This is a genomic window from Clostridium sp. CS001 (genome assembly GCF_020443565.1).
GTDB lineage: Bacteria > Bacillota > Clostridia > Clostridiales > Clostridiaceae > Clostridium_AD.
The window spans coordinates 1-14,308 of the sequence record NZ_JAIZZN010000049.1; the positions used below are offsets into that span (position 1 = coordinate 1).

The following is a 14,308-nucleotide window of genomic DNA, read 5'->3' on the forward strand; positions in this document are numbered from 1 at the left end:
GGGCATTAAAGAATTTGCAATAACGAGTGACGGAGATTTTTTCAGCAATCCCAAGCACTTAAAGAAATCAGAAAAAAGGTTAGCTAAACTTCAAAAGGACTTATCAAGAAACCAAAAAGGAAGTAGTAACAGGAAAAAGGCTAGAATTAAAGTAGCGAAGATTCATGAGAAAATAGCTAACCAAAGAAATGATTTTTTGCATAAAATAAGTACTAAATTAATTAACGAAAACCAAGTTATAGTGATTGAGGACTTAAAGGTAAGTAATATGATAAAAAATCATAAACTAGCAAAATCAATAGCCGATGTTGGTTGGTCAGAGTTTAGAAGAATGTTAGAATACAAAGCAAAGTGGTATGGCAGAGAAATAATGGTAGCACCATCAAACTATGCAAGTAGCCAGTTATGTTCTAGTTGTGGGAATAAATCAAGCCAAACGAAAGACTTGTCTTGCAGGACTTATATTTGCCCAGTATGTGGAATGATAATGGATAGAGATATAAACGCAAGCAAAAATCTACTAAAACTAGCAATGTAATATAAGATATATTGACTAGAGAGGCTGGAATAGCCTTGATAGCTTGGGTAAACTTGCTACAGTAGTAGTATTGACCAAGAAGCTCCCACCTCTTAGGTGCTGAGTAGTTCACTATGTATAAGGATTATTAAAATAAGTAAAGGAGTGTAAAAATGAAAAAGATTTTGAGCATAATCATTTTAATTTTCATTGTCACGGTTGCATTTATAGGTTGTAAAGCTAATGAAAAAAGTGTAAAGGAGTCTAAAACCAACGTATCAGAATCAACAATATCTGTAAACAGTGCATTGAAAATTGTATCTAGCAAAGGTGAAAAAATTAATGATTTGGCCATTGGTCTAATTTTAAATTCGCCTGATGAATCACAACTAGATCAAGTTAGCAATTTAGATAAACATGTAATAGAAGAAAGCCAAGAGAAGATTCTAATTCTACCTTTGAAAAATGGTAGTGACATAAAGGTTGAGAAAGTGAAGTATGAAAATGACAAATTTATAATCGAATCTATTGTTACAGAAAATAAAAATACTCCTGATGGTTATGGCTTATATTTAACTGTTAATCGGCCAGAAGGAATTCCACAATATCAAATAGTAATTTCTAATAAAGATACGTCTGCTATTTATACTATTCAGTATAATGGAAAAGATGGAACACCGCCTAGTGAATGGATATTGCCATAAAAGAGTAATGGAGTGGACTCTACCAAAACTACTGATAACTATAAGTTAACTAAAGCAGTGGAAGTTGTTAGATTAGTTAAGGACATTTTTAATAATAGAAATGAAAATGAAACTGGAAGAGTAACTGCTAGTTTTGGTTTCTTATCTCAAGATGGTGGACTAATCCTGAGAGGGAGGTCCAAAGGGTTGTGAGAAGGATTAATGAAATAGTAGGGATTAGTAGCTAAAAAGGACAATAGCAAACAATAATTTTGTTTGCTATTGTCCTTTTTATATGAAAATAATTCTAAGTAATAATATTAGTGTAATAAGCAATCTCGTGTTGTGTTAAAGCTATGCTTAATTATTATTTAGGCACATACACATAAACAACTAACATATCGTTATTTATAAAAGTTTTAACATATGGAGAAGTATGTTCTGAATTTGGGATATCTAATGCATAATCAATATAAATTAAATTATCCCATGCAAGGTCCCTGCCTAATATTATGGTCATACAATCTTCAAATAGATCTTGTTCAGAACCTCCCCAGGTTTTTGTTGATACTTGCCAAAATTCACCACGATTTACTATTCCAATTTTGATACCATTTTTATCATAAAGTGCAGCAATATCAGAACTAAATACAAAACCCATCTTTGTAAACTCCTTCTTTATATCAGCAGTTCCATATACATGGGACACACCAATTGAAGCATTGTATATAGGTGGCGCAGTAGATACATTAGGCGGTACTTTAATTTGTGTTTTTATACTATCATTATTTTTATTAGTGATAGATATAGAATTATTGGATTTACTTAAAGTGCTATTTTTAGCCTTAGAGGTAGCTAACTTTGCTACTTCCTCCATAGCTTTAGTATACTCATCCTTTAGCTTTAAGGCTTGTTCATTTTTAGCATCTGTTTTTAGTACTAAATCCAAATATTTTATGGCTTCTTCGTATCTTTTAGTAGAAGCTTCTTTTTTAGCTTTATCTATATTGTCAGTTATATAAAGCTTTAAGTTTTCAGATTTTAATTTTAGTACTTGCTCATTTTTATCATCAACTTTAAGCGCCAAATCTAAGTACTTTATTCCTTCAACATACTTCTTATTAGCAAAATCTTTTTTACTATTATCTATATTTTCATTTATATATAAGTTTTTACACTCAGAAATTTTTTGCAAAGAAAGGTTATACCGTTTATCATCATCTTTTTTAATCTTTTCAAAAACAGGGATAGCTTCTAGATATTTTTTCTCGTTAAATTTTCTTATTGCTTCATCATATATAGCTTTAGAGATTTTTAAATCTTTAACCAAACTAATTTGCTTATTAATTACTTCACTGTGATTTTTACCATATTTAAGCGTGGAATTAAAGATTGATATAGCCTCATCATATTTTTCATTTGCTATATTAGCTTGGCCTTGTTTATAGAGTTTATTGTAATTGTAAGAGTTATAAGCAAAAACAGTACTTGGAACTGCTAATATCAATAATACTAAAATAGTTACTAAAAGCTTTATATTTTTGTTTTTCAAAGTATTCCCCCTCAAGATAAGTTTTTTAAAACATATAAAGAGTATAACAAAATAAAAGGGTATTTTCATTGGTAATGTTTTCACTTCCCTGTACTAATCTAGAGGGCTAATGTAGAATAATTCTTTCTTGTGAAGCCATACAAGTCACAGATAATATGAATTGGAAAGGTGTTTTAGGATTTTTAAAAGATTGAGAAAAATTTTTCTTACGAGGCGAAAAATAATATGCTATAATTTCATGAATCAGATTATTATATGTAAGAAAATTTTCAAGAAATAAGGAGATAAAATGGAAGAGACAAAGGAATTAACAGGAATGAATATGGAGGAGGGTGCATATACAGGTTCAAATGGTACACCAAATGAAACAAAGAATGAAAAATTCATCCGTCTTGCTGTATATAGAGTAAATAAGATTATGAGTGCAGTAAGTAGTCTTGATAAGTTACATAATAGAAATACATATGAGTATACAGATGAGCAAGTTAACGCTGTGTTTGAAAGCTTGGAAAATCAACTTGCAGAAGTGAAAGGCCATTTTGAAAAGATAAAAGTGCAAGAATCTAAATTTTCTTTTAGTGCAAAAGCTGAATAAACTTTATTAATGATAAGAAACGTTTGTAAGGAGAGAGGTATGGGAAGAAATGATTTGTGTTTTTGCATGAGTGGTAAGAAAAAAAAGATTTGCCATCCTGATATTCATGAAGAAAGCCAGGCCGCTGCTAAACTTAAAATTTATAGTGAGCTAGAGTACAATTTTAAAACACACCGTCAAACAGCTAACGGGATTTCCTTATGTGTTCCAGGTTGTAGCGATTGCTGTTTTGATTATTTCACCATTCAAAGTATTGAATTTGATTTAATTCTAAATGAATTAGCAAAATGGGATGAAGAAAAATTAAACAATTTAATAAAAAGAGTGGATAAGTATTGGGTAATGATGGAGAATGAGTATCCAGAAGCTACTAAGCTTTTATTAAATGCTAATGATAATGATATTGAAAAAATAAACTCTTCAATAGAGAAAACAAGTTTTCCTTGTGTTTTTCATGATGTAACTACTCAATTGTGCCAAATATACGATTTTAGACCATTTAAATGCAGGATATTTGGAACTACTTATCATATTCCAGAGATGGAAGAAGATGCAGTGGGCATTGCTTGTCATAGGTATGGAAGTATTCTTAATGACGATAACTTTGATGTGATACTATGTGATGTTACAGAATTATTAAATAAGAATACTGATTTGTCTGTAATTCATCATAAGAAACGAAATATTGCTGTTTTAAGTCCGCAATATCCTCTTATTTATCATTTATACCAACATTTCATTGTGAAAAAATTAGGAGTGTCTATTGTGAATTTTGATGAAAAATTTAAAAAGCCAAGAAGTACTTATTGTAATACTATAATAAATAAGATTGTTCGCTAGTTAAATCATAATTTGCGAAACTGTTCCTTTAGGACTGTTGACAAATGTAAAATGTAAAACACTCTAATTTATAAATTGGAGTGTTTTAATGAATAAAGAGGATGCGTATGAGTTAGGTAGTGTAATTGCAACAATGGTAGAAGGTGGGATTATTTATTCCCTGGTAAAGAAAAGTGGCAAACCACTTAGATTAATAGCGAAGCAAATATCTAAACTAATAAATATATAATGAGTGACATAAATAAATTAAATAATTAATTTATACATATAGTTCTGTCTCAAAGTTTTAGGATATAGAATTTTTAATTCACTTTGAGACAGTTTTAATTTTTATTATTAATTATGTAGACCGGTCTAAACATAGTAGGAGAATTTTTAATGCAAACAAAAAAATCTATAAAAAAATTAACGTAAAAGCAATAATAGTAATACTGGTATTTAGTGGATTTATGGGAACATTTAATAAAACTATATTAAATTTTGCCAATGTTTCTTCAAGGTGGACTTAAAACAACAACTTTTGTAGCTGCAATTGGTTCTTCATTATTTATAGGCATTATGTCAGCTTCACAGTTAAAAGCCTTAAGTAACAATGTTCCAGAGCAAGCTGCTGTTGCTACTGGATTTAGTTCAGCAACATTAGCTCTATCAATAGTTGTTTTAATTGGACTATGTTTATCTTTAATTTTAGGAAATAAAAAAGTACAGATAACTGGTTCAGATAATTCTTTTGAAGATGAGCTCGAAGAGGTAGCTTAAAAAATAAAAAACAGGTAATGTATTAGGTTCCAAAAGTTTTGCTTACATCAACCTATTTTTATGTGCTAGAATACAATAAGTACTCCTATTAGTTTTGTTTTATTAGAAAGGAGGGGAGGAAATATGTCGAGATATACGCTAACTGACTTAAGTAGATTTCCAAATTGCAGTGGGTTATCGGAAAGAGGTAAATGTACTTGGTTAATGATTTCTAATTGTCAGGGTGAAGCATGTACATTTAAACGCACCTGCGAAGAACATTTTGATTCAATCCAGTATGCTTATCAACGTTTATCCAGTCTCAGCAGTTCAACACAAAGGCATATCGCCGAAAAGTATTATGGCAGTTTCATGCCATGGAACCAAGAAGAATCTGCCACAACATATAGAGTATAGAATCCCTTAGGATATTGGCAAGATAAAATATGTGATTAACAGTACTCAAGAAATACTTCAGGTAAAAATTATATTAAGGTCAATATGTAAACGTTTACTAGAGGCAATTATGCTATCTATTACGGAAATCATGTCTGCCTTGCTTAAAATAATTGGTATGAATATTAAATCTGAATAAATTTAGAGGAGGTAGAAAATGACCATACTAAATGAGAGCGTAGAGCACATTATATTTGGATTTGGGGTTATTACGGAAATAAAGAATAATAAAATATTGGTGCAGTTTCAGGAGGACATCGGAACAAAAGCATTTCTATATCCTGAAGCATTTGAAAAATTTCTGAAAGCAGTGGATGTGACAGTGGAGAGCAATATATTAGAGGAATGGAATAGAAAGCAAGAGCAGATAGAAGAGGAGCGTAAAGAAAAAGAACGTGCGGCCACAAAGCTAGAAGAAGAAAGGCCAAAACCAGAACCTGTAAAGAGGAAAGTTGGATCAAGGTCAACGAAGAAGAAATCCTCAAATTAATTATGGGTGTTTTATGAATTTCACCACATTTTAGCACCGAAGGTGATGCTTTAACAAAAAAGAGATTTTACTCTAAAAATATAGGAAGGAGAGATACTAATGGCTAAAGCAACCTACATTCGCATCAGGGGAGCCTGCGAGCACAACTTAAAAAACATTGATATAGACGTACCAAAGAACAAATTAGTTGTTTTCACTGGAGTCAGTGGATCAGGTAAGTCTTCTTTAGCTTTTGACACCATATATGCAGATGGTCAGAGACGATATATGGAATCTTTGTCTTCTTATGCAAGGCAATTTATGGGGCAGATGAAGAGGCCAGATGTATATAGTATTGAAGGACTTTCTCCGGCTATTTCTATTTCTCAGAAATCTACAAATAGAAATCCACGCTCAACGGTTGGAACAGTTACAGAAATTTACGATCACCTTCGTCTTTTGTATGCAAGAATAGGAATTCCTCATTGCATTGAATGTGGCAGAGAGATTAAAAGGCAGTCAGTGGATCAAATGGTAGATCAGATAATGGCATTGCCGCAAGGCAGCAAAATTCTGCTTCTTGCACCGGTGGTGAGAAGAGGGAAAGGTACTCATGAAAAAGTGCTGGACCAGGCGAAGAAGAATGGTTATGTACGTATTCGCATAGATGGGAACCAGTATGATTTATCAGAAGAGATTGTTCTGGATAAAAACATTAAGCATAACATAGAGATTATTGTAGACCGAGTGGTGGTAAAAAGCGGAATACAGCCGCGTCTCACGGACTCAATAGAGAATATATTTGAGCTGACAGATGGCCTTATGATGGTGCAGGTGATAGGTGGGGAAGATTTAACCTTCAGCCAAAATTTTGCTTGCCCAGATTGTGGAATCAGCATTGAGGACATTGAGCCAAGGAGTTTTTCCTTTAATAATCCTAGTGGAGCCTGCCCAGAGTGCCATGGTATAGGTTATAAGATGGAGTTTGATGAAGAATTGATGATTCCTGATAAGAGTCTGAGTATTGATGAAGGAGCTATTGTGGTGCTTGGATGGCAATCTTGCAAGGATGAGGGAAGCTATACTAGAGCAATTCTTGAGGCTCTTGCAAAGGAATTTCACTTTAGTTTGAAGGTTCCTTTTGAATCCTATAGCAAAGAAATTCATGATATTCTGATTTTTGGTACTGACCGCAGTGTTAAGGTTTATTATGAGGGGTATCATGCACAGGGATACTATAATGTCGCTTTCAAAGGAATCATTAAAAGCGTGAAGAAGCGCTTTAGAGAAACTACTTCCGATATTACAAAAGCTGAGTATGAAACATTTATGCGCACCATCCCCTGTAAGGATTGTAAGGGGCAGCGCCTTAAAAAAGAGTCACTAGCAGTTACTGTGGCGGGTAAGAATATTTTTGAAATAACGAATCTCTCCATTGAAAATTTGTATGATTTTCTAAGTGAGATGGAGCTAAGTGATTTCCAGAGGACAATTGGAGAACAGATTTTTAAGGAAATACAATCAAGAATTAGTTTTCTTATTGGAGTTGGATTAGATTATTTGAATTTATCAAGAGCAACCTTCACCTTATCTGGAGGGGAGCTTCAGCGTATTCGTCTGGCAACACAGATTGGCTCTGGACTTATAGGTGTAGATTATATTCTAGATGAACCCAGTATTGGACTTCACCAGAGGGATAACGATAAACTGCTAAAGGCCTTATGCCGCCTTAGAGACCTAGGGAATAGTGTTTTGGTAGTGGAACACGATGAGGATACCATGCGTGCTGCTGATTATATAATTGACATTGGACCTGGCGCAGGAGAGCATGGTGGTGAAGTCATTGCATGTGGGACTGCAGAAGATATAATGGAAAGTCCTAAATCCGTTACCGGTGCTTATTTAAGTGGAAAATTATCCATTGAGGTTCCAAAAGCCAGAAGATCTCCAAGTGGGTATCTTACGGTGCAGGGAGCAAAGGAGAATAATCTTAAAAACGTGGATGTTACTTTTCCTTTAGGTGTGTTTACCTGCGTAACAGGTGTCTCTGGTTCTGGAAAAAGTTCCCTGGTAAATGAGATCTTATACAAGGTACTGGCGAAAAAATTGAATCGTGCCAGAACTATTCCAGGTAAATATGAAAAAATTGAAGGCATAGAGCTGCTGGATAAAATTATTAATATTGATCAGAGTCCCATCGGAAGAACTCCTCGTTCAAATCCAGCAACTTATATTGGCGTATTTGATAAAATTCGTGATTTATTTGCTTCTGGAGTTGATGCAAAGGTAAGAGGATACAACAAGGGGCGTTTCAGTTTTAATGTAAAAGGTGGTCGTTGTGAGGCATGTAAAGGGGACGGTATCATAAAAATTGAGATGCAGTTTCTTCCAGAGGTTTACGTACCCTGCGAAATTTGCAAGGGAAAGCGCTATAATCGTGAGACTTTGGAGGTGTTTTTTAAGGGGAAGAGTATCTATGACCTGCTGGAGATGACGGTAGAGGAAGCTCTGAATTTCTTTCAAAATATGCCGGCCATTCGCAGAAAGATTGAAACTCTTTATGATGTAGGACTATCTTACATTAAGCTTGGGCAGCCTGCTACAACCTTGTCAGGAGGAGAAGCACAGAGGGTTAAACTTGCGGCGGAATTAAGTCGAAGAAGTACAGGAAAAACCATCTACATTTTGGATGAACCTACCACCGGATTGCATTTTGCTGATGTTCATAAATTGACGGATATTATGCAGAGACTGGTACAAGGGGGCAACACCGTAGTTGTCATAGAACATAATCTGGATGTGATTAAAACTGCAGATTATATCATTGATATTGGACCAGAAGGAGGAGATGGAGGCGGCATAGTGGTTGCAAAGGGAACCCCAGAGGAAATTGCTGTAGATCCAAATTCTTATACAGGGGAATATTTAAAAAAGTATCTAAAATTACGCCATTAATAGAACTCTATTTAATGGAGTAATCTGGTTTTTATAAAAATTCACAATTTTAAGTAAAGGAGTAACTAAGCTGAAATGTTTAATATTGGAGATTTGGTCATATATTCAACACACGGTATTTGTCATATAGATGAAATATGTGAAAAGACATATTTGGACATTACCAAAAACTATTACATTTTACATCCAGTGGAAGATAGCAAATTAACAATAAGTATCCCGGTGGATAATGATAAGGTAATTATGTTAGAACTTATTCATAAAGAGGAAGCAGAAGAAATTCTAGAATCGTTCAAGCATTCAGGTATAGATTGGATAGAATTTGGTAATCATCGGACTCAAATATATTATGAGATTGTAAAGAGCGGAAATCGTAGGGAAATTTGTAAAATCGCTAATACTTTGATGCGGAAAAGGCATGAAGTGGAAATTAGCGGAAAGAAAATTAATGAACCAGATAACAAACTTTTAAGATATATTCAAAATATACTATTTACAGAATTGGCAGTGTCATTGAATACTACTTTTGAAGTAATATATGAAAAGATTATTAGCTTTATAAGCGAAAATGCGGACTAAATGTTGATAATTAACAGTCTAGTTAAATCATCATCTTTGATGCTGCAATATTAACAACTCTGGAAGCAGATTTAGACTACAACCTGTGCAACATTCCTAGGCTAAGCAACTACCACTTATAGAAGATAACAGACTAGAAGCTTCCAAAATGTTGTTAAAATTTATTAAGTCAGATGTAACTATGATTTACAATAATGGATTTTGAAAGGAATGTTAATAATAAATGGATATAAATAATGATAAAGTTAAAGCAATAGAACTTACTATGAGTCAGATAGAAAAACAATTTGGAAAAGGTTCTATTATGAAACTTGGTGCAAACTCAATAATAGATATAGAAGTTATACCAACAGGATGTCTGGCTTTAGACATAGCGCTGGGAGTTGGGGGGGTTCCAAAAGGCAGAATAATAGAAATATATGGACCAGAATCCTCTGGTAAAACAACTGTTGCACTACGAATAGTGGCAGAAGCGCAAAAAAGAGGGGGCATCGCAGCTTTCGTTGATGCTGAACATGCCTTGGATCCATCATACGCAAGGATACTAGGAGTTGATACTGAGGAATTGATAGTTTCACAACCAGACACAGGAGAACAAGGATTGGAAATAACAGAGGCCCTTGTAAGATCAAATGCTGTAGATATAATTGTTGTGGATTCTGTAGCAGCACTTGTTCCAAGAGCTGAAATAGAAGGTGAGATGGGTGATTCCCATATGGGACTGCAGGCAAGGTTAATGTCCCAGGCTTTAAGAAAACTTACTTCTTCAATTAACAAGTCCAAATGTGTTGTAATATTTATAAATCAATTAAGAGAAAAAATAGGTATTATGTTTGGTAATCCTGAAACAACCACTGGTGGCCGTGCACTTAAATTTTATTCATCCATAAGGCTTGATATAAGAAGAATCGATACTATAAAAGTAGGTGATGATTTTCTAGGAAATAAAACACGGATAAAGGTAACAAAAAACAAGGTTGCACCTCCTTTTAAACAAGCTGAATTCGATATAATGTATAATGAGGGTATCTCAAGGGAAGGTAACTTGATAGATATAGGTGTTAATGAAGAAATAGTTCAAAAGGGTGGAGCTTGGTTTTCATATAAGGATATAAGACTTGGACAAGGCAGAGAAAATTCTAAGAATTATTTGAAAGAAAATCCTGAGGTAGCTCTTGAGATAGAAAATCTGATCAGAGGAAAATATAAGCTGCCATTAACAGAAGCAGCTATAAAAGAAGAACTAGTAGTATAACATGACTTCATTCTAACCTGTATAATGTAAGGTAGTTCAGGCAAAATACATAAAGATATGAAGGATAATATAAAATTGGCTTGTGGTAAATACACAAGCCAATAAATTTTTACCTAATTAGTTTTCACATATATTTTTCGAATCTTTAATCTGATGCATTTTAAACATAACTGCTCTTGCTATTGGCTGTGCAATAAGTAACTCTACTGCAAAGGAAATTGCAAAATTACGTGGCCACTTATAAAAAAACATATGAATTGCATCCATGCTAACTTGCCTAGTTCCTATCCATGTACCAATCACAGTCAAAAATATTGACATTAAAAATACCGTACATAAAATATTTATAACAATATGAGAATTAAAACTGTCTCCTTCCTTTACTATTCTAGACGTTAACCACTCAGCAGGTTTAAATGTGATTAAAACTAAGGCAATCACACAAATCCATATAAAAGGCATTATTTTTATTGCATCTGCCCATACATACATGTGAAAGCCAACTTCAAAGCAAGTAATCAAAGGTGCAATTATATTCACTGATATAATTGAAATAACTGCCATAAATAGTGCAAAATCCTTCTTGTTTCTTGGTAAATTCATGTAAAACTCCATACTTTATATCTCCTTTTCTTAGTATATTTCACGCGAAAAATAAAGTTCAAATAATTGTTGATGTTTTTTAGACAACAAAAAAGACACATATGGCTATTTTGCACCGTAAACCGTAATCAGATTTACGTGCAAAGCACTACATGTGTCGTTTATTTAGATTAACTATTTAATTTTTCACTCTACAAATATTATACAATATTTTTATTATAAAATCAAATAATTTAAACATATTCTTAGAGAAAATTAAGCATACCATTAGTATTATACATTGGTTTTCCCAAAATATAGTTCATAGATTACCCTTCTCATTTGGTATAATGTTGCAGCATCGCAGATGATGATTTAATTATGTTAAATGAGAATAAATATTGGTAGTGATTATAAGTTTTCGCACAGTCTAACGGGGGTTTTTATGAGCAAAGCAGATTTGCTAAAACTTTATTATAAGGTGCATTTACTAAAAAAGATAGTTTTCTTATAGTAACTTCTTGATTTTTCCATATATATTGTATACACTTGAAAGTGATGTGTTAATTCATGAGTAAATGTAAACAAAGTGCAGTAACAAGCGTTCTATAAAGGCTATTGTTCATAGAAAAATACTTTATTAACAGAAAATATATAAATAAATTTTAAAGGAGATAACATTATGAATTATAAAGTTGTTTATTTTACAAGAACTGGTACAAACAAGAGGATAGCTCAAAATATATCAAGCAAACTTTCTTGTGAAGCCATAGAAATCACTGATAATATGAATTGGAAAGGCGTTTTAGGATTTTTAAAAGGTGGATATTATGCTTCAAAAAACAAGAATGTTGATATAAAAATAAACGGAAGTTTGGATGGTGCAGATGAGCTTATTGTAGTTACTCCATTATGGGCTGGAGGAGTGGCTCCCGCTATTAAAACTTTTTTAAAGACAACTCCGATAGAGAAGGTACATTTAGTGGTAACTTCCAATGGTAGTAATATAAAAAATTCTTCTGGTTTTAAATCAGTCAGCGAAATTGTCAAGAGCAAAAAAAATGAAGAGAATATTGTTAATAAGCTTATAAATAGCTTATTATAAATTACTACTTGCACTTCATATTGGTAAAGGAATTAAAATTACGATCATAATTAAACAAAAAAATTAGGATCGTAATAAACCATCCTTTTACTTAACCCTGAAGATTCTGGTTGATTTTACGTTTCGTTTTAAATTTAATTAATTGTTCTCTCAAAAATATATGTAAGAAATGAGCCAATGGGAAAATATAAAGGAAAAAGGCATAGGGCACGAAACTGTACATATTCACATTAAGTGTAGTGGTACAAATCAACGCAGCAATATTCCACGGTATTAGTGCGGATGTAAGTATGCAGGAATTTTCAATATTAAGTGCAAGTTCATAATTCTTATCCTTTTTATAGCAAGGCTTCATGATTTCATCTGTCAAAATAATAGCAATTGACTGTGTGCACCCGAAGGCAGCTGTAACAGTACTTACTATGGTAGTGAGAGCAAAAAGCAAGGCACCAGTTAGATTCATATTGGCAAGAATTTTCTTAATGCCATCAAAGGTCTTTATTCCTTCAAGTATCCCTGCAAGAGCACAAGCAATGTAGACTACAAAGCACGTTTTAAGCATAGAGATTATGCCGCCACCTTTTATTATATTATGTAGCAGGTTTGTGATCATCAAGTCTGAATCCTATGATGATATAATTTAGCACCTGCAATGGTGGGTGACCTTGGACAAGTACGCCTAGTATAGCAGCTGTAATCATGCTTAAGAGCATTGCATACTGGATTTTAACCTTAAAAAAGCATAGTACAAGTATTAACAGGGCGGGAATAAGTATCAGGTATTCTATGTTGAAATTACTCAGAAGCTCATTTTTCAAATTAATGTTTACTACCTTTAATGGATTAAGTTTGGAAAGCTTAAAGTAAAAACCTATAGATAGAATGAATGGAATAACTGAAGACTTAAACATGTTCTTTATATTAGTATAAAGATTGGTGCCTGTCAGGTTAGATACCAAAACTGCACTAGAAGACATTGGTGAGCATCTGTCACCAAAATACACACCTGCAATAATTGCGCCTGCAGCTACATTGAGATTAACATTTCCGCTTCTTGCTATGATTATAAGGGGTAGTCCTACAATACTTGCTGTTCCAGTTGAGGAGCCAAGCAGAAAGGATGATGCGCAACAGATTATGAATATAAAAAGGATAAATGTATCTGGGCGTATGAGTCTAATACAATAATATACTATTCCAGGGATAGTACCAGAAGCCATCCATGCGCCTGTAACAGCTCCAATGAGTAAAAGGGTCTTAATTACCATCAGTGATTTCTTTCCACCAGAATATGACATTGTTAAAATGTTTTTTATATTATAACCTCTCTTTATGCTTATTGAAGCAAAAATCATCCAGCATGCTATAAGCAGAAAACCTACGAAGACATTGCTTAAGACACCTAAAATTATAATCATGAAGGAGATAAATAGTCCTAAATAAATATGCATATACACCATCCTTATAATAATGTCCTTGTTTACGATCTTTACTATTTCTAATAGTATTATACCAAAAAAACATATAAATAAGGAAGGTGTATTATGGACATAGGTCTGATTACTGTAAATAGAGACTATAATGCAAAGCTATATAAGTATTATTTTATTGAGAAAAATTTATTCGCCACACCGTAAGTAAAACTGCTGGAAAGCTGTTTTTTAAAAATCTATAATATCATCCTCTTTTTAAATATATTTTATTTAAATTTAAACTTAAACAAAATAGTTCTGGCGATTAATTTTCCGTCAAGAATCATCCGAATCTTTTAATATAAATTATTTGGATTATGATAATATAATTAAAAGGCAATAATGTTCTTATGATAGTGGTATACTTTATTAGAATTAGAATTAGAATTAGAATTAGAGTTAGGAGCATTCCTGTTATGAATTAAAATGAACTTTGAAAAAAAGAGCACCTACTGATAAAATACAGGGTATAACAGTTGCAACTTTTATCCCTAATTTATAATTATCAGT

Annotated in this window: 17 protein-coding genes; 13 read left to right on the top strand and 4 right to left on the bottom strand. The window is 32.9% G+C overall.

Translation table 11 applies throughout. From position 1 onward, the window contains the following. The 3 genes from LGK97_RS18905 to LGK97_RS18915 all read left to right on the top strand — a co-directional run. Positions 1-538: transposase (locus LGK97_RS18905; RefSeq protein WP_226261764.1), on the top strand; the 538-nt coding region annotated here is incomplete at its 5' end. Between the two features lie 152 nt (positions 539-690). Next, positions 691-1,221: a hypothetical protein gene (locus tag LGK97_RS18910; RefSeq protein WP_226261766.1), complete on the top strand. Its 531-nt coding sequence runs from the start codon at positions 691-693 to the stop codon at positions 1,219-1,221. Between the two features lie 12 nt (positions 1,222-1,233). Continuing rightward, positions 1,234-1,413: a hypothetical protein gene (locus tag LGK97_RS18915; RefSeq protein ID WP_226261768.1), complete on the top strand. Its 180-nt coding sequence runs from the start codon at positions 1,234-1,236 to the stop codon at positions 1,411-1,413. Between the two features lie 154 nt (positions 1,414-1,567). On the opposite strand, the gene LGK97_RS18920 is transcribed toward LGK97_RS18915, so the two are convergent. Continuing rightward, positions 1,568-2,752, bottom strand: a complete 1,185-nt coding sequence (locus LGK97_RS18920; protein WP_226261770.1) for a tetratricopeptide repeat protein — start codon at positions 2,750-2,752, stop codon at positions 1,568-1,570. Between the two features lie 289 nt (positions 2,753-3,041). On the opposite strand from LGK97_RS18920, the gene LGK97_RS18925 reads away from it, so the two are divergent. The 9 genes from LGK97_RS18925 (at position 3,042) to recA (ending at position 10,639) form a co-directional block, all read left to right on the top strand. Beyond that, complete coding sequence (locus LGK97_RS18925) at positions 3,042-3,347, top strand: hypothetical protein (RefSeq protein ID WP_226261772.1); 306 nt, start codon at positions 3,042-3,044, stop codon at positions 3,345-3,347. A 39-nt stretch (positions 3,348-3,386) separates the two neighbouring features. Then, a complete protein-coding gene (locus tag LGK97_RS18930) occupies positions 3,387-4,187 on the top strand; it encodes a YkgJ family cysteine cluster protein (RefSeq protein ID WP_226261774.1) in 801 nt (266 codons plus the stop codon). Between the two features lie 88 nt (positions 4,188-4,275). Continuing rightward, positions 4,276-4,416 (top strand): hypothetical protein, encoded by a 141-nt coding sequence (locus tag LGK97_RS18935; protein ID WP_226261775.1) that lies wholly within the window; start codon positions 4,276-4,278, stop codon positions 4,414-4,416. Between the two features lie 257 nt (positions 4,417-4,673). Next, complete coding sequence (locus LGK97_RS18940) at positions 4,674-4,946, top strand: hypothetical protein (RefSeq protein ID WP_226261777.1); 273 nt, start codon at positions 4,674-4,676, stop codon at positions 4,944-4,946. 123 nt (positions 4,947-5,069) lie between these two features. After that, a complete protein-coding gene (locus LGK97_RS18945) occupies positions 5,070-5,342 on the top strand; it encodes a hypothetical protein (RefSeq protein WP_226261779.1) in 273 nt (90 codons plus the stop codon). 196 nt (positions 5,343-5,538) lie between these two features. After that, positions 5,539-5,871 (top strand): hypothetical protein, encoded by a 333-nt coding sequence (locus LGK97_RS18950; RefSeq protein ID WP_226261781.1) that lies wholly within the window; start codon positions 5,539-5,541, stop codon positions 5,869-5,871. Between the two features lie 99 nt (positions 5,872-5,970). Then, the gene (gene uvrA, locus LGK97_RS18955; protein WP_226261783.1) at positions 5,971-8,805 is read left to right on the top strand and encodes an excinuclease ABC subunit UvrA; all 2,835 of its coding nucleotides are present in this window, start codon (positions 5,971-5,973) and stop codon (positions 8,803-8,805) included. A gap of 75 nt (positions 8,806-8,880) precedes the next feature. Continuing rightward, positions 8,881-9,384: a CarD family transcriptional regulator gene (locus LGK97_RS18960; RefSeq protein WP_226261785.1), complete on the top strand. Its 504-nt coding sequence runs from the start codon at positions 8,881-8,883 to the stop codon at positions 9,382-9,384. Between the two features lie 223 nt (positions 9,385-9,607). Further along, positions 9,608-10,639, top strand: coding sequence for a recombinase RecA (recA, locus tag LGK97_RS18965; RefSeq protein ID WP_226261787.1), 1,032 nt, complete (start codon positions 9,608-9,610; stop codon positions 10,637-10,639). 117 nt (positions 10,640-10,756) lie between these two features. Here recA and LGK97_RS18970 read toward each other — a convergent pair whose 3' ends face one another. Continuing rightward, positions 10,757-11,254: a hypothetical protein gene (locus LGK97_RS18970; protein ID WP_226261789.1), complete on the bottom strand. Its 498-nt coding sequence runs from the start codon at positions 11,252-11,254 to the stop codon at positions 10,757-10,759. A gap of 649 nt (positions 11,255-11,903) precedes the next feature. On the opposite strand from LGK97_RS18970, the gene LGK97_RS18975 reads away from it, so the two are divergent. Next, positions 11,904-12,326, top strand: a complete 423-nt coding sequence (locus LGK97_RS18975) for a flavodoxin family protein (protein ID WP_226261791.1) — start codon at positions 11,904-11,906, stop codon at positions 12,324-12,326. A gap of 91 nt (positions 12,327-12,417) precedes the next feature. Here the strand turns inward: LGK97_RS18975 and LGK97_RS19870 are convergent, their stop codons facing one another. Together LGK97_RS19870 and LGK97_RS19875 are read right to left on the bottom strand one after the other, a co-directional pair. Further along, on the bottom strand, positions 12,418-12,888 hold the full coding sequence (locus tag LGK97_RS19870; RefSeq protein WP_264175095.1) for a Na+/H+ antiporter NhaC family protein: 471 nt from the start codon (positions 12,886-12,888) through the stop codon (positions 12,418-12,420). A 28-nt stretch (positions 12,889-12,916) separates the two neighbouring features. Next, on the bottom strand, positions 12,917-13,777 hold the full coding sequence (locus LGK97_RS19875) for a Na+/H+ antiporter NhaC family protein (RefSeq protein WP_264175096.1): 861 nt from the start codon (positions 13,775-13,777) through the stop codon (positions 12,917-12,919). Between the last annotated feature and the right edge of the window lie 531 nt (positions 13,778-14,308).